This is a genomic window from Chryseobacterium sp. ERMR1:04, assembly GCF_001297705.1.
In the GTDB taxonomy this organism is placed as follows: Bacteria; Bacteroidota; Bacteroidia; order Flavobacteriales; family Weeksellaceae; genus Chryseobacterium.
Window position 1 is genome coordinate 235078 of the sequence record NZ_LIRF01000003.1, and the last position, 23777, is coordinate 258854.

22 protein-coding genes are annotated in these 23777 nt (G+C 35.6%); 17 read left to right on the forward strand and 5 right to left on the reverse strand.

Features of this window, described 5'->3' with window-relative positions:
- Position 1: 1 nt before the first annotated feature.
- On the reverse strand, positions 2–604 hold the full coding sequence (locus tag AMQ68_RS01170) for a phosphatase PAP2 family protein (RefSeq protein WP_054508811.1): 603 nt from the start codon (positions 602–604) through the stop codon (positions 2–4).
- Between the two features lie 125 nt (positions 605–729).
- Between AMQ68_RS01170 and pdhA the strand changes: the two genes are divergently transcribed.
- The 10 genes from pdhA (at position 730) to AMQ68_RS01220 (ending at position 9935) form a co-directional block, all read left to right on the forward strand.
- A complete protein-coding gene (gene pdhA, locus AMQ68_RS01175; RefSeq protein WP_054508812.1) occupies positions 730–1734 on the forward strand; it encodes a pyruvate dehydrogenase (acetyl-transferring) E1 component subunit alpha in 1005 nt (334 codons plus the stop codon).
- 93 nt (positions 1735–1827) lie between these two features.
- Positions 1828–3447 (forward strand): 2-oxo acid dehydrogenase subunit E2, encoded by a 1620-nt coding sequence (locus tag AMQ68_RS01180; RefSeq protein ID WP_054508813.1) that lies wholly within the window; start codon positions 1828–1830, stop codon positions 3445–3447.
- Positions 3448–3906: 459 nt separating this feature from the next.
- Entirely contained in the window at positions 3907–4575 is a 669-nt protein-coding gene (locus AMQ68_RS01185; RefSeq protein WP_054508814.1) for an ABC transporter ATP-binding protein, read from the forward strand.
- An 11-nt stretch (positions 4576–4586) separates the two neighbouring features.
- The gene (locus AMQ68_RS01190; RefSeq protein ID WP_054508815.1) at positions 4587–5168 is read left to right on the forward strand and encodes a murein L,D-transpeptidase catalytic domain-containing protein; all 582 of its coding nucleotides are present in this window, start codon (positions 4587–4589) and stop codon (positions 5166–5168) included.
- A gap of 11 nt (positions 5169–5179) precedes the next feature.
- The gene (locus AMQ68_RS01195; RefSeq protein WP_054508816.1) at positions 5180–5944 is read left to right on the forward strand and encodes a DUF6263 family protein; all 765 of its coding nucleotides are present in this window, start codon (positions 5180–5182) and stop codon (positions 5942–5944) included.
- Positions 5945–5961: 17 nt separating this feature from the next.
- Positions 5962–6639 (forward strand): DNA repair protein RadC, encoded by a 678-nt coding sequence (gene radC / locus AMQ68_RS01200; protein ID WP_054508817.1) that lies wholly within the window; start codon positions 5962–5964, stop codon positions 6637–6639.
- A gap of 8 nt (positions 6640–6647) precedes the next feature.
- The gene (locus AMQ68_RS01205) at positions 6648–7529 is read left to right on the forward strand and encodes a hypothetical protein (RefSeq protein ID WP_123905573.1); all 882 of its coding nucleotides are present in this window, start codon (positions 6648–6650) and stop codon (positions 7527–7529) included.
- 73 nt (positions 7530–7602) lie between these two features.
- Positions 7603–8754, forward strand: coding sequence for a glycosyltransferase family 39 protein (locus AMQ68_RS01210; RefSeq protein ID WP_054508819.1), 1152 nt, complete (start codon positions 7603–7605; stop codon positions 8752–8754).
- Between the two features lie 37 nt (positions 8755–8791).
- Complete coding sequence (locus AMQ68_RS01215) at positions 8792–9304, forward strand: hypothetical protein (RefSeq protein WP_054508820.1); 513 nt, start codon at positions 8792–8794, stop codon at positions 9302–9304.
- Positions 9305–9323: 19 nt separating this feature from the next.
- Positions 9324–9935 carry an inorganic pyrophosphatase gene (locus tag AMQ68_RS01220; protein WP_054508821.1) on the forward strand — a complete coding sequence of 204 codons (612 nt, stop codon included), beginning with the start codon at positions 9324–9326 and terminating at the stop codon, positions 9933–9935.
- A gap of 292 nt (positions 9936–10227) precedes the next feature.
- Here the strand turns inward: AMQ68_RS01220 and AMQ68_RS01225 are convergent, their stop codons facing one another.
- Both AMQ68_RS01225 and AMQ68_RS01230 read right to left on the reverse strand, forming a co-directional pair.
- Positions 10228–11184 (reverse strand): transporter, encoded by a 957-nt coding sequence (locus AMQ68_RS01225; RefSeq protein WP_054508822.1) that lies wholly within the window; start codon positions 11182–11184, stop codon positions 10228–10230.
- 52 nt (positions 11185–11236) lie between these two features.
- Positions 11237–12958 (reverse strand): amidohydrolase, encoded by a 1722-nt coding sequence (locus AMQ68_RS01230; protein WP_054509971.1) that lies wholly within the window; start codon positions 12956–12958, stop codon positions 11237–11239.
- Positions 12959–13095: 137 nt separating this feature from the next.
- Between AMQ68_RS01230 and AMQ68_RS01235 the strand changes: the two genes are divergently transcribed.
- On the forward strand, positions 13096–15834 hold the full coding sequence (locus tag AMQ68_RS01235; protein ID WP_054508823.1) for a sodium-translocating pyrophosphatase: 2739 nt from the start codon (positions 13096–13098) through the stop codon (positions 15832–15834).
- 168 nt (positions 15835–16002) lie between these two features.
- Here the strand turns inward: AMQ68_RS01235 and AMQ68_RS01240 are convergent, their stop codons facing one another.
- The gene (locus AMQ68_RS01240) at positions 16003–17142 is read right to left on the reverse strand and encodes an aminotransferase class I/II-fold pyridoxal phosphate-dependent enzyme (RefSeq protein ID WP_054508824.1); all 1140 of its coding nucleotides are present in this window, start codon (positions 17140–17142) and stop codon (positions 16003–16005) included.
- An 88-nt stretch (positions 17143–17230) separates the two neighbouring features.
- Between AMQ68_RS01240 and AMQ68_RS01245 the strand changes: the two genes are divergently transcribed.
- From AMQ68_RS01245 to AMQ68_RS01265, 5 genes are all read left to right on the forward strand, one after another.
- Positions 17231–18283, forward strand: a complete 1053-nt coding sequence (locus AMQ68_RS01245) for a M28 family metallopeptidase (protein WP_054508825.1) — start codon at positions 17231–17233, stop codon at positions 18281–18283.
- Between the two features lie 91 nt (positions 18284–18374).
- On the forward strand, positions 18375–18875 hold the full coding sequence (locus AMQ68_RS01250) for an endonuclease V (RefSeq protein WP_054508826.1): 501 nt from the start codon (positions 18375–18377) through the stop codon (positions 18873–18875).
- 188 nt (positions 18876–19063) lie between these two features.
- Complete coding sequence (locus AMQ68_RS01255; protein ID WP_054508827.1) at positions 19064–20239, forward strand: acetyl-CoA C-acyltransferase; 1176 nt, start codon at positions 19064–19066, stop codon at positions 20237–20239.
- Positions 20240–20298: 59 nt separating this feature from the next.
- The gene (gene lpdA, locus AMQ68_RS01260) at positions 20299–21702 is read left to right on the forward strand and encodes a dihydrolipoyl dehydrogenase (protein WP_054508828.1); all 1404 of its coding nucleotides are present in this window, start codon (positions 20299–20301) and stop codon (positions 21700–21702) included.
- Positions 21703–21796: 94 nt separating this feature from the next.
- Positions 21797–22189: a VOC family protein gene (locus AMQ68_RS01265; RefSeq protein WP_054508829.1), complete on the forward strand. Its 393-nt coding sequence runs from the start codon at positions 21797–21799 to the stop codon at positions 22187–22189.
- Positions 22190–22308: 119 nt separating this feature from the next.
- Here AMQ68_RS01265 and AMQ68_RS01270 read toward each other — a convergent pair whose 3' ends face one another.
- Positions 22309–22704, reverse strand: coding sequence for a RidA family protein (locus tag AMQ68_RS01270; RefSeq protein WP_054509972.1), 396 nt, complete (start codon positions 22702–22704; stop codon positions 22309–22311).
- A gap of 147 nt (positions 22705–22851) precedes the next feature.
- Between AMQ68_RS01270 and AMQ68_RS01275 the strand changes: the two genes are divergently transcribed.
- Positions 22852–23733, forward strand: coding sequence for an AraC family transcriptional regulator (locus AMQ68_RS01275; RefSeq protein ID WP_054508830.1), 882 nt, complete (start codon positions 22852–22854; stop codon positions 23731–23733).
- Positions 23734–23777: the final 44 nt, after the last annotated feature.

Sequence of the window (23777 nt, forward strand, 5' to 3'; positions counted from 1 at the left end):
CTTAATGTTGAAATTGTATATTGCAATAAAGATAAATAAAAGATACCAGAAAAGCTATTCCTGCGCCCATAAATACTTCTTTTACGGTGTGTCTTTTTAAAATAATTCTTGTGATTCCTACCAAAGTTGCGATCCCCAACCAAACAATTCCCATTGTCCAGCTAAGAACAAAAAACAAAGCAGCAACAAATACATTAAAAGCAGTATGCATGGAACTTTTAATGAAAAAATTACTAATCTGTAAAGCAAAAAGCAGGATTAGAATAAACAGCATTACAAAATCGATATAGCCATTTTTGATATAGTTAAAAGCTAAATAAACCCCTACACATGCTGCAATAAAAATATATAAAGTTTTTCTCTGAATACGGTTTGAAACATCCATATTGGTATACCTTCCGGTTTTCACATTCCAAACCAGCCAGATCACAACAGGGATTATTACCATCAGTAATATAGGCAGGAAATAAGATACAGAATCCTGTAAAGAATATTTTTGAACGCTCATGTAAACGAAAAATATAATCAGTGAAACCAGAGGATTAAAAAAATCAGAGATGATTTTTGAGACAGTATGTACAAAAGAGGGTTGTTTTTCTTCCATAATTAAGTTTAAAAATCAAATATAACACTATACGCAAAAAAACAATTGGTATGTATACAATAAAAACAAAGTTTTTTTTATAATTTTGCTCAACTATTTCATAATAAATAAGCAAGAGCTAACACATGAAAGAATTTTCTAAAGAGGTATACCTGAAGTGGTATGAAGATATGACAATGTGGAGAAGGTTTGAAGACAAATGCCGTTCTCTTTATTTAAAACAAAAAATCAGAGGTTTTTTACATTTGTATAATGGACAGGAGGCTATACCTGCTGGTTTCACGCATGCAATGGATTTAACTAAAGATAGTATGATCACTGCTTACAGATGTCACATCCATCCAATGGCAATGGGAGTAGACCCTAAGAGAATCATGGCAGAACTTTGTGGTAAAGCTACAGGTACGTCAGGAGGTATGGGAGGTTCTATGCACATTTTTAGTAAAGAACACCGTTTTTATGGTGGACACGGTATTGTAGGAGGTCAAATTCCTTTAGGTGCTGGTATTGCTTTCGCGGATAAGTTTTTTGACAGAAAAGCGGTGAATATCTGTTTCTTCGGAGATGGGGCAGCAAGACAGGGATCATTACATGAAACGTTTAACATGGCGATGAACTGGAAACTTCCGGTAGTATTCGTTGTAGAAAACAACCAGTATGCAATGGGAACTTCTGTTAAAAGAACAGCTAACCACGAAGATATCTATAAATTAGGTTTAGGATACGAAATGCCTTGTCTTCCTGTAGATGCAATGGACCCTGTAAAAGTAGCTGAAGCTGCTTACGAGGCTATTGAAAGAGCAAGAAGAGGTGACGGACCAACTTTCATCGAAGCAAGAACTTACCGTTACAGAGGTCACTCTATGTCTGACGCTGAGCCTTATAGATCTAAGGATGAAGTGGCAATTCATAAAAATGATGACCCTATCGAATTGGTAAGATCAAGAATTTTAGCTAACAATTGGGCTACTGAACAAGAATTGGAAGTAATCGATAATAAATCAAGAGATTTTGTTGATGAGTGTATCGAGTTCATGGAAAATTCTCCATACCCGGATGTTGATAAAGTATATGAGTATGTTTATTCTCAGGAAAACTATCCATTCTTAGATAAATTTGAAAATCAATAATAATTTGCTGATAGGATGATATGGTGTGTTATTTTTTAACTTTCACTTTTATTATCATCACTTCATCACATTAACAAATTAATAAATTAAATTATGGCAGAAGTTATTACAATGCCGCGTCTTTCCGACACTATGACGGAAGGTAAAGTGGCGAAATGGCATAAAAAAGTAGGAGATACAGTAAAAGAAGGAGATATTTTAGCTGAAATTGAAACAGATAAAGCTGTTCAGGATTTCGAATCTGAATTAAATGGTACTCTTCTATACGTTGGTGTGGAAGAAGGAAATGCTGCTGCTGTAGATTCTGTTTTGGCTATTATTGGTAATGCAGGAGAAGATATTTCAGGATTAACGGGCGGAGCTGCTGCTTCTGCTGCCGGAGGTTCTGAAGAGAAAAAATCTGAAGAAGAAGCAAAAACAGAAAATAATTCTACAAGCGTAGAGCAAACTTCTGCGGAAGTTCCTGCGGGAGTAGAAGTAATTACAATGCCAAGACTTTCTGATACAATGACAGAAGGTAAAGTAGCTAAATGGCACAAAAATGTTGGTGATACAGTAAAAGAAGGTGATCTTCTTGCTGAAATCGAAACAGATAAAGCGGTTCAGGATTTCGAATCTGAATTCAATGGAATATTATTGAAGCAAGGTGTTGAAGAAGGTGGTGCTGCTCCTGTAGATTCAGTATTGGCTATTATTGGCCCTGAAGGAACTGATGTTTCTGGCGTTGGTGCTGCAAAACCTGCTGCTCAATCTTCAGAAAAACCTGCAGAACAAAAAGCGGAAGCTAAGACTGAAGAAAAACCTGCTGCTGAGGCGGTAAGTGCTTCATCTACCGACAGAGTTGCAATTTCTCCTTTGGCTAAAAAAATGGCTCAGGATAAAGGAGTTGACATTCACGGTATTCAGGGTTCTGGAGAAAACGGAAGAATCGTTAAAAAAGATATTGAAAATTATCAGCCATCTCAGGCAAAACCAGCTGCTTCTGCGCCGACTGCAAGTTCGGCTGCTCAGGTTGCATTGAGTTTTGTACAAGGAGAAGATACAGAGACTCCAAACTCTCAGGTAAGAAATATTATTGCAAAACGTCTTGCTGAAAGTAAATTCTCTGCTCCTCATTATTACCTGATGGTAGAGATTAATATGGATAAAGCAATTGAGGCTAGAAAAGAAATCAATTCTTTACCAGATACTAAAATCTCTTTCAATGATATGATTATTAAAGCGACTGCAGTTGCTTTGAGAAAACATCCACAAGTTAATTCTAGCTGGGCTGGAGATAAAGTGATCCACAGAGGAAATATCAACGTTGGTGTAGCGGTAGCTATTCCTGACGGATTGGTAGTTCCTGTTCTTAAAAACACAGATCAGATGACGTATACACAGATTTCTGCTGGTGTTAAGGATATGGCTGGAAGAGCTAAATCTAAAGGTCTAAAGGCAAACGAAATGGAAGGTTCTACTTTCTCTGTTTCTAACTTAGGAATGTTCGGAATTGAAACATTTACAAGTATCATTAATCAACCTAACTCTGCAATCCTTTCAGTAGGAGCAATCATCGAGAAGCCAATTGTAAAAAATGGTCAGATCGTAGTGGGGAATATCATGAAGCTTTCATTAGCTTGTGACCACAGAGTGGTAGACGGTGCTACAGGTGCTCAGTTCTTACAAACATTAAAAACATATCTAGAAAGTCCTTTAACTTTGTTACTGTAATCTTCTAGTATATATCATATTAAAACCTCTCACTTCGAGAGGTTTTTTTGTGTTTAAAATTCACGATTTGTTTACCAGCCCGTAGATCTAGACTCTAATCTTTCATATTATAAACTTAAACCTAACAGGTTTCTAAAACCTGTTAGGTTTGTTTTAACATAAATTGGAGGAAAGAATATCAATGATCTTTTTATATAGTATTGGAAAATAGTTTCGGAAGATTCTTGTTGAGATCCCTATAGGATGACAAAGTGGATGGTAATAATCTCTAAACATTCGTCTTTGCTGAGTGTTAACGCCTTTGCGAATAAAAAAATAGATAGATTGAATTTCAAAAACACTTGCGAACCTTACGTTTGAAATTTAAATTAAAAAAAAATGATAAACGAAGTCAATTAACCATTCACAATTCACCTTGAATTTCTCTCATATTTCAAATCAAATCACTATTTTTGACTCATGATTAAAGCAAGGAATATCCATAAATCTTATGGGAATTTAGAAGTATTAAAAGGGGTTGATATTCATATCAAAACTGGTGAGGTTGTTTCTATTGTTGGTGAATCAGGGGCAGGGAAATCTACTTTGCTGCAGATCTTAGGAACATTGGATCTTCCTTCGAACTCTAATAAATATGATACAGAAATCTCAATAGCAGGAGAATCATTTATTAATATGAATGATAAGCAGCTTTCTAAATTCAGAAATCAAAATATTGGTTTTGTATTTCAGTTTCATCAGTTATTGCCGGAATTTACGGCATTAGAAAATGTATTGTTGCCTACAAAAATTGCCGGAGCTAACGAAAAGGAAGCGTTGGAGAAAGCCTATGCTTTGTTTGAAGACCTAAAAATTGAACAGAGATTGCAGCATAAACCCAACCAATTATCTGGGGGTGAAGCACAAAGAGTAGCGGTTGCCAGAGCGTTAATAAACTCTCCTAAAATTATCTTTGCAGATGAACCAACGGGTAACCTGGATTCAAAGAATGCGGATGATCTACACCGATTATTTTTTGATCTAAGAGAAAAATACAATCAGACATTTGTTATTGTAACGCACAACCCGAATCTTGCAGAAATTACGGATAGAAAATTGGTCATGAAAGACGGGATGATTATCGAGTAAACCTCTGCTACATGATGAAATGCTTTATTTTCCTATTTCTATTTATTATTTCCTGTTCAAAATTTGAATCTCAGGCTGGAAATGGAATTAACGATTTACCAAAATCAAGGATTTCGGAAATTAAAAATTTTATTAAAGGGAAAAATTACAGTCAGGATTTGGCAGTCTTCATCAATTTTAGAGTTCATTCAGGAAAGTACAGGTATTTCGTTTACAACCTGAAGAATAACAAAATTTTACAGAAAGCGATTGTTGCCCATGGCGAAGGTTCTGTAGTTTCTCATTCAAGTAATTTACAATTCAGTAATGTAGATGGTTCTCATCAATCGTCTCTAGGAAAGTATGAGATCCGTGAAAGTTATAACGGTAAATTTGGAAAGGCATATCGTTTAGATGGGCTTGATGAAACCAACAGCAATGCAAGATCGAGAGCGATTGTGCTTCATTCTTACGATTGTGTTTCCGATAAAGAATCAACCAGCCAGGCTTGTTTAAGTTTTGGATGTCCGATGCTTTCAAAAAATGCGTTTAATGAAACGGCAAAATATATTGATGAATCTAAATTGCCTATTGTTTTATACGCTTTTTATTAAAACTAATTTCAATGAAAAATATTTTTATCCTTGCTTCCGCTTTAGTTACAATGGTATCATGTGGAAAAAAAGAAGTTCAGAAAGAAAATCTATCACTAAATCTTGACAAAGGTTTTGAGCAGACTTTAATTTATTCTACATCTACAGATGGAAATGATAATGGAGGCATGAATGATGCTACAGAAGTAAAATACAAAGTAGATTCTGTAGATAAAGAATCTAATTATTACATTACAGGTGAGATTTTAAGAATGACATATAATCAAAAAATGTTTGGTGAAGAAATTCATTTTGATTCTAGAGAAACTACCGGTTCAGACGATGAAATGGCGGCAGAGATGAGGCCGATGATTAATAATCCTTTTACATTTAAAATTGATAAATACGGTAAGATTCTTGAAAAACAAAAGTTTACCAAAGAAACTGCAAGTGATTTAGGTGCAGATCAATACAATATTATTCCTTTGGTTTTTCCTCATGAAGCTATTGAAAATGGGTTTACTTGGAAAGAAGATACATCAAACCCGCTTACAAAATCTATTATGCCTGTTTCAAGTACTTACATGTACAAAGGCTCGAAAGATAACAAAATAGAAATTAAGCTTACTTCTAAAATGCAGGGAGGAGACATTATGAAGGATACAGATATTGAAGGGAAATATATCTTTGATGGTAAAACAAAAAGTTTAATTTCTGCTGAAAGAAATATGCCTGTTCAAATGGGTGGGGGAACTGCTAAGTTTACAATTACTCCTAAAATGAAAGGATTTAATTAATTATTTACACCAATATTATGTCCATAAAATTCCTCGCAGAAGACGACAGACCCAGAGAAAAGTTTTTGCTTAAAGGCAAGAGCTCACTTTCTGATTCCGAGTTGCTGGCAATTATTATGGGCAGCGGAAGTAGAAATGAAACCGCGGTAGAATTAGCGCGAAAAATACTGGCTTCTGTCGATAATAATTGGCATCAGTTGAGTTTACTTTCGGTGAAAGATTTAATTAAGTTCAAAGGAATAGGAGAGGCGAAAGCCATTTCCATTGCTACAGCTTTAGAGATTGGAAAGAGGAGGGCAAGTCAGGAAATTCCTGAAAAACCTGTGATCTCCAATAGTAATGATGCCTATCAGATTCTTAAAAACCAATTGTCAGATCTCAGAACAGAAGAGTTTTGGGCTGTTTTTCTGAATCAGAGTAATAAAGTTCTGCATACTTCTCAATTAACTCAAGGAGGAATCAATCAATCGATTGTAGATGTCAGGATTTTATTTAAAATTGCGTTGGATCATTTTTCGACCGGAATTATCATTGCTCACAACCATCCATCCGGAAATTTGAAACCCAGTAAAGAAGATATAGATATTACACAGAAAATAAAAGAAGGCGGAGCGCTTTTAAATATCCAGCTTTTGGATCATTTAATTGTTACACAGAATTCATATTTGAGTTTCTCAGACGAAGGATTATTATGATTAGAAGATTGAAATATCAAGAAATTGATTTTAAAAAATATACTGAATGTTTAGAGAATTCTGAACAACAAAAATATTCTGCAACACTCGATTTTTTGAATGTTGTTTCCGGTAAACAATGGGAAATATTGGTTTATAATGATTATGAGGCCGTAATGCCTGTTCCTTACATGAAAAAGTTTGGACTGAAAATCGTTATTAATCCTAAACTTTGCCAGCAGTTAGGTATTTTTTCAAAAACAGATAACATTCAGGTTAACGATCAGTTGTTAGACTTTTTTGAAAAAAAATACAATATTTGGTATTATGCTTTTAATGATACCAATCAATTCACAAAGAAATTAAAAGAAAGACAGAATTTTCTTATTTATCCCGCGGATTATAATGAAGTAAGACAGAAATATTCTCCCAAAAGAAAACGGAAATTAAGGCTTGATGAAGAGGTTTTGCAAAACTCTGAAGTGAGAAAGGTTACGATGAATGAAGCGCTGGGTTTTATTTCTCAAAATACAATCGGGGCTAAAGATGAAAAAGATAAGCAGGAGTTTCTACAAACCTTTTCCGATTTTGAGAAAGCTCAGCATTTGCAGCTTACTGCATTTTTTTACCATAAAACCATTATTAATATCATTGCTGTTTATTCTGATGAAAAAACACTAGCACTTTTAGGAACTTTTAATGCTAAAGAACATATAAAGCTTTCTGGTTCTTCGGTGATTATTGATCATATTATTTCAGAAAATATTCAGACTAAGACTTTTGATTTTGAAGGAAGTGATGTTCCTGCTATAGAAGAGTTTTTCAGGGGTTTCAGACCGGAATTAAAAATGTATCCTACTACATTTAATTCTAAAAAAGAACTTTTAAAGAAAGTTTTAAAAATCAGATAATTTTATCCATCATCATTCAAAATACTTTTATTGGTACTCTAAATTATTACTTTTGCATTTAATCCTTATTTCCATGAAAAAAAATATACCTTCTATTATATTGTCTGTTTATTTATTGGTCATGTCCTTGTATTTATACACTCACCAGTATTACAATGCAGATATAGAGGCATACATGGGATTGGTGTACAAAGCCAATTTTCCAGACATGAAAATTGAGGAAATTCATAAAAAAGTTTACACAGAATTAAAAGAGAAAAAGCCGGGAGCGGGTGAGGTAAATACTACCAGAGAAGAAGAAGCAATAGGAGATAACAGCTATTATCATGTTTTATCAGAAAATCCTAAAGTATATGAAGAAGAGCTTCAGTTATTTACCGTAAAACCTTTTTATAATTTCATTAATTCGATCTTTTTTAAACTTGGGTTTAGTGCGTCACTATCTACGTTTCTTATTACAATTATTTCTTATGTTTTAATGGTGATCCTAATTTTTTCCTTCTTATTACAAGTCCTTAAAAATAATTATTTAGCGTTATTATTAACGATTTTAATATCTATATTTAAACCTCTTTTAGATACTTCCCGCCACGCCACGCCAGATGGTTTATCGTGTATGCTTTTACTGTTTAGTTTCTATTTTGCAGTAATGAAGCGAAATATGTTTGTGGCAACAGTATTTGGAATTTTATGTATTCTTACAAGACCGGAATATTTTATTTTTTATAGTTTTTCATTAGCATTACTGTATATATTTAAGTCGGATTTTAGGTTTAAAACAAAAGAAATTCTTTTCTCTTTTATTTATTTTGCATTAACGTTTGGGATCATCCAATATTTCAATCAAATATCTTGGTATGTGTTGTTTATGAATCAATTTACGAAGGTTCAGCTTTATCCCATCTCAAACCCCGATTCATTTAATTTCAATGACTATTTAGCGTGTGTAAAGGGCAAACTGCTATTTGAGTTTAATACTTCGTATTTTACCTTATTGCTCATCTTTATCATTGTTATTTTAGATTATAAACTTATCATCAACAGAAATAGAAAAAGTCTGATTTTCCTGAGTTTTTACGCTGCGATATTTGTGACGGTATTTTTACGCTTCATCATGTTTCCAAGTCTTGTCAATAGAATGATGGTAGGCTTTTACCTATTAATAATTTTATCATTAATTGCGTATCAAAGTTCAAAAAAGCAAATATTGGATAAGACGGCGTAATAATTATAAAATTATCATTATTTTTGTACCTCAAATTATGACAAGTTTTTCAGGATACCTACCATATGCATTTGCATTGATCATTGCGATACCTTTTTTGGTTTTGCTGAGACAGTTTGTACACACGTATATCAATCTTAAAAATCAGGAAATAAAACTTCTTTCTGTGAAATCGAATTCTGAAAATAAGACCCAGTCTTATGAAAGAATGACGCTTTTCCTGGAAAGAATGAAACCTTCCAACCTTATTCAGAGGTTTGATAAAGATCTTGCGGTACACGAATTTATTTTTCTTACAGAAAAAACAATTAATGAAGAGTTTGAATATAATTCTTCACAACAGCTTTACGTAACGAAAAATTCTTGGAACAATATTGTTGATTCTAAAAATGCGGTGCTGGATCTGCTTCATAAAACATACGAAGGATTAAGTGGAAATGCTAATCTTGATGAGTTTAAAACCATCTTCATCATGAATTTTATGGAAAATGAAGACTATATTGCAGCGACAATGGAAGACCTGAGAAGAGAAATTTTAATAATAGCTTAACTAAAAATATAAATAAATAATGATTCCAAATTTTAAAGCACATCCATGGCATGGAGTTTCTGCAGGAGAAGATGCGCCAAATGTTGTTAACGTATTCGTGGAAATCGTTCCTTCAGATACTATTAAATATGAAGTAGATAAAGAAACAGGATATTTAAAGGTAGACAGACCTCAGAAATTTTCTAATATCATTCCGGCATTATACGGGTTTGTTCCAAGAACATACTGTGATAATGAAGTAATGAAATTGGCAGTTGAAAGAGGAGCTACAGATGTATCAATGGGAGATCATGATCCGTTGGATATCTGTGTTTTGAGTTCTCACAATATTCACGGAGGTGGATTGTTTATGGAGGCTATTCCAATCGGAGGTTTCAAAATGATCGACGGAGGTGAGGCTGATGATAAAATTGTTGCAGTAATGATCGGTGATCATGCTTTTGGACATTTCAGAGATATCACTGAATTACCTGAAGCTGAAGTGAAACGATTAATGCACTATTTCTTAACATACAAAAACTTACCGGACGAGCCTGCAAAATGCAGAATTCAGGAAGTATATGGCGCTGAGCATGCTAAGAAAGTGATCATTGCATCTCAAAAAGATTACGCAGATAAATTTGGAGGTTAATCAATGATCTAACCTCATAAAAATAGGAAAGCAGACTGAAAAGTCTGCTTTTTTTATTCCTGAACTTGTTATTTTTACTACAAAAGGTTAATGAATTATTTAAGCTCATTATGAATTGCAAACAAGAGCACATTAGTTTTTAAAAATTCTTCTGTATTGAGCAGGGTCGAAATATTATTCTTTTGAGAGCTTTTCCTTTTTATAAATTAAGCTATGATTAGATATTCATATAGCTTTTGCTGCTTTTGTGGTAAATTTTAAAAACAAATTCTCGGCCTCATATTGATATTCTTTAATGCGAATTCGGAATTAAGATATTAACGCCCGCCTGAACCGCAATTCCTGCAAATCTATTCTCTGCTCCAAAGTTTTGGGTAATTCTTCCCATCAATCCGATTTTCATAGGAACGATCCAATAAGAACCAAAAGCACCGATTCCTGCAATTTTATCCGAAGCAAAACCACCATTGGTTCCTTTGTCATCGCTTACCTGGGTGCTGTAATTTCCAAAAATCCCCACTTCATCTCCTCTGCTATCTAAAACATAGGTTCCACCAACATCCACGGTGAAATGGCTTCCTTCTTTAAAGTCAGTATCTTTTTGCCATTGATTGATCTCCAGCGTGGTTGCTACACTTATATTGGTTCTTGGCGTAGGTTTCGTTTTACCGGCCACACGAATGTTGTGAGACCAATAGCCATGGCCTCCATTGTCTAAATCATTGGGTTTGTATTTTCCTGTAGGCGCCCAAACTCCGTAGTTTACAGCATAACTGAATTTTCCTTTTGTCCATGACAGCCAAATAGGTTGAATATACATATCACCCAACCCAATACTTTTATTGGTGAAAACATAATTTCCGGGTCCGGTTTGGCTAGAGTAGTAATCTAACGCAATATCAGCGGTTGGACTATTTAAGGTAGGAATAATCATCATTCCCCAATTGGCACCAAAAATTTTTCCTTTACCACCATAAATAGCCATTAAAATAAAAGAATGGGTAACTACTTTTTGTTTGAGAGTAAGCTCGGTAGGATTTCCGGGAGCAGGATTAATCAGTTGATCAGATTTATTTCCGGCAGCATTATGATAATCCATATTGGCATATCCGTACCATACAGGAATAATCCATCCTGCATGCGGTGCAAAATAATCATTAGGATTGAACGAAGAACCATTGTAATGTCCTTGTCCAAAAACTGCCATTCCTGAAAATAGCCCTAATGCTAACGTTATAATTTTTTTCATAATTAAAATTTTATTCGAAGTAATTTTTTTAAGTAAAAACTGTGGCGTGTTTTTATTTCCTTTGATACACGGTAACCCCTTCTTTTATAGTTTCCAGTACAACAAGATCACGAAGTTTGTCACGATCTATTGTTAACGGGTTTTGATCGAGTATGACAAAATCAGCCAACTTTCCTGCTTTAATAGAACCTTTTCTATTTTCTTCCTGTAATTGATAAGCTGCATTAATTGTGATGGCCTTTAAAGCTTCAATAGGTTCGATTCTTTCATTAGGTCCTAAGATCATTCCTGAACGCGTTTTTCTGTTAACAGCAGCGTATACCGCAGTAATTAAATCGGGTGGTGTTACAGGAGCATCATGATGAATAGTAAATAGAATTCCAGCTTTTAACGCAGAATTTGCAGGACTGATAAAAGACGCTCTTTCGGGACCAAAAACACTTGAATAATGCCAATCTCCCCATAAATAAGCGTGGGTTGAAAAATACGATGGAATAAGACCTAGATCTTTTATTTTTTGAATATGGTCTGGACGGCTGTTTTGTACATGAATTAACGTAACACGCAATTCAGGTTTGTATATTTTTTCGTCTTTTAATCTTTGAATGACACGTATTGCCTGATCGATGGCTGCATCACCATTTACATGCAGTTGTGCAGTGATATTATTTTGAAATAATGTTTTTAAATCTTCATATAGAACTTCATCTGTGAAAATAGGAAAACCTTTATAGTCTTTAGATTGACCCTCTGGCGGAACCAAATAGGGTTGAGTAAGCCAAGCCGTTTTTCCTTGTGGAGATCCATCGTCTGAAAATTTGAAACCTGCCATTTTCAAATGATTATCATAATGCATATATTTAGGTTTAAAGGCATCCAGATCTTTTTTAAAGTATTCATAGTCTGGAAAGTAAACAATATCTGCTTTAAACAAATGTTCAGCAGCAGCTTTTTCTAAAAGATTTACGCTTTCTCCCATGGTTCTTCCGTCGCAAATGGTTGTTTGTCCGTAACTTAACCATTCCTCTTGGGCCTTCATTAAATTATCTATGGCCTGAGCTTGGGTATTGGTTCCCTTGCTCATCTTTTCGGTTAAATTAAGAAGCGCCATAAAACTTGCATTTTCTTCTAATTTACCGTTGAGTTTTCCTGTTTTTTTATTTCTTCCATAATGTCCGCCCTCAGGATCTTTTGCAGATTCAGAGATCCCCAAAAACTTAAGCATGGCGCTGTTGGCAACGCTTGCATGGCCGGAAGTGTGAATAACAATGATGGGATTGGTTTTGCTTATTGCATCCAATTCCTCTTTCGTAGGATGTCGGTGTTCTACCATAATAGCATCATCATATCCATTCCCAATGAGCGGTTGAGTTTTGGGAATGTTGTGTTCTTTTATATAATTTTTTATGGTTGTTTGAAGGTCTTTTATTGAATTAACGGTACCGTAAGGTTCCGGAGAAAGATCTATAGCCTGCATCATTCCGGCTCTTGAAGTAAAATGTCCATGAACATCTATAAAGCCGGGTAACAGTGTTTTACCATTAAGGTTAATCTGTTTTGTTTGATCGTTTATATAATGGTCTGCCTCTGATTTTGTGCCGGCGAAAAGAATTTTACCATTTTTTACGGCAACAGCTTCTACTTGAGCCGGACTGTTTTCCATGGTTAAAATGGTGCCTCCGAAATAAAGAGAATCGGCTGTTTCTTTCGGGGGTCTGTTTTGGCAGCTGTAGATGAACAGCATTGAAAAGATGGTATAAAATAATGTTTTCATAATCATTGTAATTCATTAAGTGGTGATGAATAAATGTACAAAAATTATATATAATTATATTGAATTTTACAAAGTATTTAGAAAATTTATTATATTTATAAAAGTAATTGTGTTTTTTTAATATAAAAATAATAAATATGAATTTGTTCTATTTAATTCCGGTTTTTGGCGTCATTGCGTTGCTTTATACGTTTCTTCAAAGTAATTGGGTAAGCAAGCAGAATGCAGGAAATGAAAAAATGAAAATAATCAGCGGGCATATTGCTGACGGTGCCATGGCTTTTTTGAAAGCTGAGTACAAAGTATTAACCTATTTTGTGATTATAGTTGCTGTTTTGTTAGCTATAATGGGAATGAACAGTTCCAGTTCGCATTGGAGTATTGGGATTGCTTTTGCGATTGGAGCATTTTTCTCTGCTTTAGCGGGTTTTATTGGGATGAAAATTGCCACTAAGGCCAATGTAAGAACAGCAGAGGCGGCGCGAACATCTTTATCTAAGGCGCTTAAAGTTTCATTTAGAGGCGGTTCCGTAATGGGAATGGGCGTTGCCGGATTGGCTGTGTTAGGATTAGGATCACTTTTTCTAATCATTAAACAAATTTTTGCCCCAGATGCAGGAGTAGATTCCCATGAGATGGAAAGAACCATTGAAATTCTTACCGGATTTTCTCTTGGTGCCGAATCTATTGCACTTTTTGCAAGAGTAGGTGGGGGTATCTATACAAAAGCAGCTGATGTGGGGGCTGATTTGGTTGGAAAAGTAGAAGCGGGAATTCCTGAAGATGATCCTAGAAATCCTGCTACAATTGCAGATAATGTAGGAGATAACGTAGGAGATGTTGCCGGGATGGGAGCCGATTTATTTGGTTCTTATGTCGCGACTGTTTTAGCAACAATGGTGTTGGGAAGAGAAACGATGTCTGATGATTCATTCGGAGGTTTTGCACCGATTCTTTTGCCGATGTTAATAGCAGGAACAGGAATCATCTTTTCAATGATAGGAACCTTATTTGTTAAAATTAATGATAATGAAGGCTCGTCTATGGCAAGCGTCCAGAATGCTTTAAATCTTGGAAACTGGGGAAGCATCGTAATTACAGCGGTCGCTTCTTATTTTTTGACAACCTATATTTTACCTGAAAAAATGGTTTTAAGAGGACACGAATTCACTAAAATGGGGGTATTCGGGGCGATAATTGTAGGATTGGTTGTGGGTACTTTAATGAGTATCATCACAGAGTATTATACGGCAATAGGAAAAAGACCAGTGTCAAGCATTGTGAGGCAATCATCTACAGGTCATGCAACTAACATCATTGGTGGTTTAGCGGTGGGGATGGAATCTACTTTACTTCCGATCATTGTATTGGCAGGCGGAATTTATGGTTCTTACTTGTGTGCCGGATTGTATGGTGTTGCGATTGCAGCAGCAGGGATGATGGCTACTACGGCAATGCAGCTGGCTATTGATGCATTTGGACCGATTGCTGATAACGCAGGAGGAATTGCAGAAATGAGTGAACTGCCAAAAGAAGTTCGTGAAAAAACAGATATTTTGGACGCTGTAGGAAATACAACAGCAGCAACAGGAAAAGGTTTTGCGATTGCTTCTGCAGCGTTGACGGCGCTGGCTTTGTTCGCTGCTTTTGTTGGGATTGCGGGTATCGATGGGATTGATATTTATAGAGCTGATGTGTTGGCCGGATTATTTATTGGTGGAATGATTCCGTTTATCTTTTCATCATTGGCGATTACTGCGGTTGGACAGGCTGCTATGGCCATGGTGGAAGAAGTAAGAAGGCAGTTTCGTGAAATTCCGGGAATATTAGAAGGCAAAGCAGAACCCGAATATGAAAAATGTGTTGCGATTTCTACCGACGCCTCCATTAGAAAAATGATGTTGCCTGGAGCTATTGCGATCATTTCACCTCTTTTGATGGGATTTATTTTCGGTCCTGAAGTGTTGGGAGGCTTTTTAGCTGGAGCTACGGTTTGTGGTGTTTTAATGGGAATGTTTCAGAATAATGCCGGTGGAGCATGGGATAATGCTAAAAAATCTTTTGAAAAAGGAGTTGATATCAACGGGAAGATGTATTACAAAGGTTCAGAGCCCCATAAAGCTTCGGTAACAGGTGATACGGTGGGAGATCCGTTTAAAGATACCTCTGGGCCATCGATGAATATTTTGATCAAATTAATGTCAATTGTATCATTGGTGATTGCACCAACTTTAGCAGTCTTGCATAAAGATAAAATTGAAACGAATAGAAAGGCTAAAATTGAAAGTTTACTTGCCATGGAGGCTGCTCATGCCAGTGCACAGGGAATGAATAATGAGACAGGCAAAGTATTGATTATTAAAGAAATTAAAGGTCATTTAAACGAGAGCGGAGATTTTGTATATGAAACAGGAAAGATCGAAGAAATAAAATTAAAAGACGGGAAAATGATTTCTCTTGGTGATGGTAGCCAGTTATATCAAATGTACAATGCTGTAAAACAGAAAAGTAAAGCGGTTTTAGAACCGGATAATTGGTATACGATTGAGAATTTGTATTTCCAAAGTGGTTCTAGTGATTTAAAAGTAGGTTCAGATGCTCAATTAAATAATTTAGCGGAAATCTTAAATGCATATCCTGATCTGAAAGTAAAATTAGGAGGGTATACAGATGATACCGGAAATATAGAAAGCAATCAGAAGCTATCTAATTTAAGAGCACAAACTGCAAAATTGAAATTACTGGAATTGGGCATTTCTGCAGACAGAATAGAAGCGGAAGGCTATGGCTCTCAACATCCTGTTTGTGAAGCAAATGATACGGATGAATGTAAAGCCAAAAACAGAAGAATTGATGTAAGAGTCCTTTCTCTGTAAATAGATTGATTTCAAAACATATAATTAAAGCACTGCAATAAGCGGTGCTTTTTCATACTTAATCATCTGTGAAAATCTGCGAGATCTGTGGGAGAAAAAAATAGTGACAATTTTAACTAAGATTTTAATAATGAGGAGATTGCTTCGTTCCTCGCAATGACAAATAAACTACAAATTTTTCCTTAAATATTCCAACGCCTGAATAATAACTTCATCTTTTTTACCAAAGCTAAAACGTACATAGTCAGAGTTTTGTCTTGAGTTATAAAACGCAGAGAGAGGAAGGCAGGAAACCTTCTTTTCAATGGTCAGCCATTTTGAAAATTCTACATCGGTCATCGTTTTAGAAATTTTCCTGAAATTAACAACTTGAAAGATGCTTCCTTCTGCTTTTTGTTCAACTTCAAAAGGGGTGTCTTTAATCAATTCATTAAAAATATCCCTTTTATTTTGCATGAGTTGTTGTGTTTCTGAAGGGTTAAAAATGGCCAAATATTTTGCTAAAGCATATTGAGCAGGTGCATTGGCGCTGTAAGAGATATATTGTTGATGACATCTGAATTTTGAAGTTAATTCTTTGGGAGTTAATAAGTAACTTACTTTCCAGCCAGTGGTATGAAACATTTTGCCAAAGGAAAAAATACAGAACGTTCTTTTCTTTAATTCGGGGTGTAGAAATGAACTGTAATGTTCAATACCATCATAGCAAAAAGTGTCGTAAATCTCTTCGGAAATCAGATAGATCTCTTGATCTTTTATCAGTTCATACAATTGATTCCAATCTGCTTTAGACCAGATTTTTCCTGTTGGGTTTTGTGGAGAATTGACAATAATTGCTTTTGTTTTTTGTGAAATGCAATTTTGAAGTTTCTCCCAGTTTATGGCAAAATCATTGTCAAGGTCATAATACACCGGGACTCCACCATTTAACACAATCGAAGGAGCATAGGTGTAATAAGAAGGCTGTATTACAATCACTTCATCTCCTTGATTTAAAATGCTTTTAAGGGAAGTATATAAAGCAAAGGTTGCACATGGGACAATGGTTACTTCATTTTCATTCAGTTGAATACTGTTTTTCCGTTTAGCATTATATTGAATTATATTTTCAATCAGCAGAGGATTTCCTGCAAGTGGCTCATAATTATGGTTGTTAAGATCAGCGGCTTCTTTTAAATACTGTTTTAAACGATCATCAATTTCAAAATCGGGTAATCCTAAAGAGAGATCAAAACTGTTGTGCTTCGAGGCAAGCTCTGCCATATCGGTAAAAAAAGAGTAATGTGTAAATCCGTAAATATTTTCCATGTATTGTGCATTTAAATCAAATATATGAAAAATTGTAATCCGTTACAGATTAAATAAATTTTGTTATTTTTAAGCAAATTATTCTAGAATGAAAAAACTACTTATACCATTATTTTCTGTTGCATTACTGGTAAGTTGTGGAACGTCAAAAGTTTCAAATGATACTGCGAAACCGGAAGGATCTGCGAGTACTGTTGCAAAAGGAGATAAGGCTTTTCTTGCTGCTTATAAGATGATTAGTGCAGATAACCTAAAGAAGAACTTATATGTGATTGCTTCTGATGAAATGGGCGGAAGAGATACCGGAAGTCCCGGACAGAAAAAAGCGGGAGAGTATATGATCAATTACTATAAAAGCTTAGGAATCTCTTATCCGAAGACATTAGGGTCTTATTATCAAAAAGTCCCGTCAGATTTTATGAAGAAAAGAGGTGGTGGAAACCTTCCTGATTCTGAAAATATTCTGGCCTTTATCGAAGGAACAGAAAAGCCGGATGAGATTGTTGTAGTTTCTGCACACTACGATCATGTGGGCACAAAGAATGGAGTAGTTTATAACGGAGCTGATGATGACGGAAGCGGAACGGTTGGCGTAATGGAGATTGCAAAGGCGTTTCAGAGTGCTAAAAAGGCAGGAAACGGTCCCAAGAGATCTATTCTGTTTCTTCATGTAACAGGAGAAGAGCACGGCCTGTTTGGATCTGAATATTATACGGATAATCCGGTGTTTCCTTTAGCGAATACAGTTGTAGATTTAAACATCGATATGATTGGTCGTGATGACCCTGAGAACAGAGGGAAACAGTACGTGTATGTTATTGGTTCTGAAATGTTAAGCGCTCAGTTAAAAGTGATTAATGAAGCGGCAAACAAGAGAACGAATAATCTGGAACTGAATTATAAATATGATGATCCTAAGGACCCGGAACAATTGTATTACAGGTCAGATCATTACAATTTTGCGAAAAACAATGTGCCTGTAGCATTCTTCTTTGACGGTATTCATGAAGACTACCACAAGCCAACGGATAAGCCGGATAAAATAGATTATCCTTTGTTACAAAAAAGAACACAATTGGTATTTGCAACCGCTTGGGAAATAGCGAATAGAGCAGATAGAATTGTAGTTGATAAAAAATAATTGATACTTTTTTTATCAGTGAAAAAATACAAGTAAGCCTATAGGATATAGAATCTTATAGGCTTTTATTAAAGTTATAATTAAAGGACTAATGATTTACGCTTTCGATACCTACTATTACGATGATTACGCCAATACGATCTGTATTGCTTTTGAAGATTGGACTTCTGAAATAGAAACCGAAATTTTCAGTGAGAAGACAGAAATCACTTCCGATTATGAAAGCGGTGCATTCTACAAAAGAGAGCTGCCTTGTATTGTAAGTTTATTACAAAAAATTGAACTTAAAGAAGGCGATTGTATCATTGTTGACGGCTATGTAACGTTGGATAATGATGGTAAAATAGGATTGGGTGGCTATTTGTATGAAGCGCTAGACCAAAAATATCCAATCATTGGGATTGCTAAAAATGAATTCACAACTCCCGATTCTCAAAGAAGAAATATTTACAGAGGAGAAAGTAAAACCCCTCTGTTTGCGACCAGTAAAGGAACTGATGTAGATGAAGTGAAAAGTAACGTAGAAAAAATGCACGGCCCCTACAGAATGCCGACTTTACTTAAAAAGCTTGATCAATTGACCAGAGAATAGAAATATTCCTTTGTTTTGATTCAAAAATAAAATACTGCTCAAAAATATACCGATTGGTATATTTTATTTATCTTTGTATCATCAATTTAATTCTGCCTCCTAATTTTATGGTGAAGACAGAATTTAAAAGTAAAAATTTTTTTTAATTAAAAATATACCGATAGGTATATTTAAAAAATAAATTAATTATGAAAGAAGTATTTATTGTTGCCGCAAAACGTACCCCAATTGGCGGTTTTATGGGCAACTTATCAAGTTTTACAGCATCACAATTGGGAGCAGCTGCCATTCAAAATGCTTACGAGAGTATTGCGCTGTCTCCCGAATATGTAAACAGTGTTTATATGGGGAATGTATTGAGTGCGGGGTTGGGTCAGGCACCCGCAAGACAGGCAGCTATCTTTTCAAAGATTCCGGTTGATAAAGATGCAACCACCATTAATAAAGTCTGTGCTTCAGGAATGAAAGCCACGACGTTGGGCGCACAACAGATTCAGCTTGGGTTGGAGGATGTTGTAGTCACTGGCGGTATGGAAAGCATGAGCAACGTTCCTCATTATTCCCATTTGCGTAATGGCAAAAAATTAGGAGATTCAATCCTGACAGACGGACTGATCAAAGACGGGCTTTGGGATGTATACAATGATTTCCATATGGGAAGTGCTGCCGAATTGGGTGTAAAAAAATACGGACATACAAGAGAGCAGTTAGACGATTACGCTTTACATTCTTACAAAAAAGCTCAGGAAGCGACTGATAATAATAAATTTAAAAATGAACTGATTTCAATATCCGTTGAAGGTAAAAAAGACAGCACAATAGTAGATAGAGATGAAGACATCGACAAACTTATTCCTGAAAAAGTCTCACAACTAAAACCCGCTTTTGAAAAAGAAGGATCACTAACAGCTGCTAATTCCAGCAACCTGAATGACGGAGCCGCCGTTTTGATATTGGCATCCGCCGAAGCGGTAGAAAAGCACAATCTAAAACCTTTAGCTAAAATTATTGCTTATGCAGATGCCGCTCAGGCTCCGGAATGGTTTACCACTTCGCCGTCTATTGCGATAACAAAAGCATTGCAACAGGCGGGTCTTAGCTTAGAGGAGATCGATTATTTTGAGATCAATGAAGCCTATGCTTCGGTGATATTATCCAATCAGCAGATTCTGGGCTACGACCTAAATAAAGTAAATGTATATGGCGGAGCGGTTGCACTGGGGCATCCTATCGGAGCGTCAGGAGCCAGAATCATTGTGACGTTACTCAATGTATTGCGCCAGGAAAAAGGTAGATACGGACTTGCAGCAATTTGCAACGGTGGAGGTGGTGCTTCAGCTATTATCATCGAAAATATAGACTGATATATAATTAACCACCATCACATTTACCTAAATATAATCATCTAAAATACTATAAAGAAATGGAACAATATGATTTGGCCGTAATCGGCTCAGGTCCGGGAGGCTATGTCGCTGCTATACGAAGCGCTCAATTAGGCTATAAAACGCTTCTTATTGAAAAATATGACACATTGGGAGGTGCATGTACTAATGTGGGCTGTATTCCCACAAAAACACTATTAGACAGCACGCATCATTATCATGATGCTGTACATAAGTTTAAAGCTCACGGTATTGATCTGGATTCCGTTCAACTTAATTTTGATCAGATGTACAAAAGAAAAACAGAGGTTGTTCTCAAAAACACCCAAGGCTTGGATTATCTGATGAAAAAGAATAAAATAACCTGTATGCAGGGAACTGCTTCTTTTGTAGACCATTCAACTTTAAAAATAACGGCAGAGGATGAATCTTTTATAACAATTAAAGCAGACCGGTATATTATTGCTACGGGATCTAAACCTGCTTCTATTCCGGGAATTATCATTGATAAAAAAAGAATTATCTCTTCCACTGAAGCTCTATCTCTCCAAGAGCAGCCCAAAAGCATGATCATTATTGGCGGCGGTGTTATAGGAGTAGAAATGGCTTCTATTTTTAACAGAATGGGAACTCAGGTAACCATTCTGGAATATGCCGACCAGCTGATCGCCAATATGGATCATGATTTAGGGAGTAACTTAAAGAAGATTTTAACAAAAGAAGGAATTGAAATTCATCTTCAACAGTCTGTTTATAAAGCTGAAAATGTAGGAGATTATGCAAAAGTTGGCTTTAAAGATAAAAATGGAGCGGAACAAGAGTTAGAAGCTGAGTATGTTCTGATGGCAGTCGGCCGAAAAGCCAATACCCAAAATTTAGGCCTCGAAAATACGGATGTACAGCTGGACCAAAGAGGAATGGTTATCGTTAATGAAGAACTTCAAACCAATGTCCCAAATATCTATGCCATCGGAGATGTCATCGGCGGAGCGATGTTAGCGCACAAAGCCGAAGAAGAAGCCGTATTTGTGGTTGAAAGAATTAATGGACAAAAACCACATATTCATTATCACCGAATTCCTTCTGTAGTATACACTTGGCCGGAAGTGGCGTCTGTGGGTTCTACAGAAGAAGAATTAAAACAAAAAGGAGTTGAGTATAGCATTGGGAAGTTTCCTTTTTCTGCCAATGCAAGAGCCCGCGCAGGAATGGATACCGAAGGTTTTGTAAAAGTATTGACAGATCCAAAATATGGCGAATTATTGGGCGTTCACATTATTGGAGCCAGAGCAGCAGATCTTATTGCACAGGCAGTTGTGGGATTGGAGTATGAAGTAACTGCAAACGATATGGCCAGAATGTCTTATGCACATCCTACGTACGCCGAGGTATTGAAAGAAGCCTACACTATTGCCTCAGGGCGACCTTCTCTTAATATTTAAAACCTCTGTGAGTTCTTATTTAAGACAAAAGAAAAAGTATAAGAATTCAAACCAAAATATACAATTGCTTATTTTTGTGGTTAATAAAAATTACATGATCAAACTAAAATACATTATCCTTTACGTAGAAGACGTACAGAAGTCGATGAACTTTTACAAAAACACCTTTGATTTCGAGATTAAATTTATCACTCCGGAAAACGATTATGGAGAATTAATTTCAGGAGAAACCACACTTTCTTTCGCTTCGTTAGAGCTTGCGGGTTCAAATATTAAAAAAGGATTTTTAGCATCTAAAACAGTTGATAAGCCTTTCGGAATAGAGCTGGGTTTTGTAACCGATGACGTAAAAGCTTTAGTTGAAAAATCTATAGCCAATGGCGCTTCCTTATACGAAGAAATCACCGTAAAACCTTGGGGACAAACAACGGCTTATATAAAGGATATTGATAATTATTTAGTTGAGATCTGCACAGAAATTCAATAAAATACTATTTCGCCAATAGTAAGGTACCCAACATGCAATAGATGGTGTGGTAAAATAATGAGTGTGTTTCGTCATATCCAATACAACGAAACACACTTTTGTGTTTACTGTCAGTCAGACTATATTCCTACTACAGCAGTAACTTCTATTTCAATAATTACATCGCTTCTAAATAAACCTTTTACTTCTACAAGTGTGCTTGCGGGCGGATTATCTAAATTAATAAATTGATCTCTGGCTTCTCTGTATCCTGCGATTTGCGAAATATCAGAAATGAAAATCCCGAGTTTTACAATATCATTAAGACCGGCATTGCAGGTTTCTAAAATATCCTTGATGTTTTCAAAAATTTGAATGGTTTGCGTTTTTACATCATGACCCACTAGTTCCCCTTGCTTGTTGAGTGGAATTTGTCCCGACAGGATAATCATCTTCTGATGCCCCAACGGGATCTCTACGGCTTGTGACAACCCTTTTATCGTAAATACTTTTTCTGAATTTTTAAACTGTAACATAATTGAATGAATTAATTTTCTGCAAAATTCTACTATATTCAGCGGAATGAGATTGCTTACAATGCCATATTTCATGACTATTTGTGTCAACAGGAAAAGAGGGTTATGATTGGTGAATAGATTTTCTATTTTTGTAAAAAATCCTACATGAACGTTGTAAAACAAATAGCAGATCAAGATTCATTTCCGGGAACACATATTATCTTAACATCAAAGGGGATAGGTACCATAGAGATTTGTCGCCAACAACATACCACCCCTTTTCATAAGCAGAATATGTTGAAAGAACATTTTCTGTTATTTGCTATGGAAGGAGTGAATGAATTGCGCATTGGAAATCAACTCTTTTCTTTAAAAAAGGGCGATATGTTATTGATAAAAAAAGCGACGTATGTTGAGATCATAAAAAGTGGTAATGCCCTCAATAACTTTATGTATGAGAGTGTTTCTTTCACTTTGAAGAAAGACATCATTATTGATTTTATTAAATTGATTCAAACAGATGATTATTTAGGAAAGCCCGTTCCGGATGATGAAGTAATCGTTCATTCTTACGGTGGGAGATTGCAATCCTTCTTAGCATCATTACAGCCTTACTTTGATGATAATGAAAATATAAAAACAGAATTATTTAAGCTTAAAATTTTAGAATTGCTGTTTGACCTTTCACAGGAAAATCCAAGATTTTTACAACAATTGATTCATCTTAATCGGTATGAAACCAGAGATTTGGTAAAAACGATGGAAGCGTATTGCTTTCAACCTTATACCCTTCAAGAGTTGGCGCATATTTCGGGAAGAAGTTTGTCTAGCTTCCGCCGGGAGTTTGAATCTCTGTATCATAGCTCACCTGCGAAGTGGATACAGGAAAAGAGATTACAAAAAGCCAAAGATTTACTCCTTTCTACCCAGCTTACGATTGCCAATGTTTGCGATGAAGTAGGTTATGAAAATGTATCACATTTCTCCCGTTTGTATAAAAGTCATTTCGGATTCAGTCCGAGCGAAACCAAAAAGAAGCTACTGTGATAAAATCTATTTTATTTAACTTGAATGGATTGAAATCTATTGAT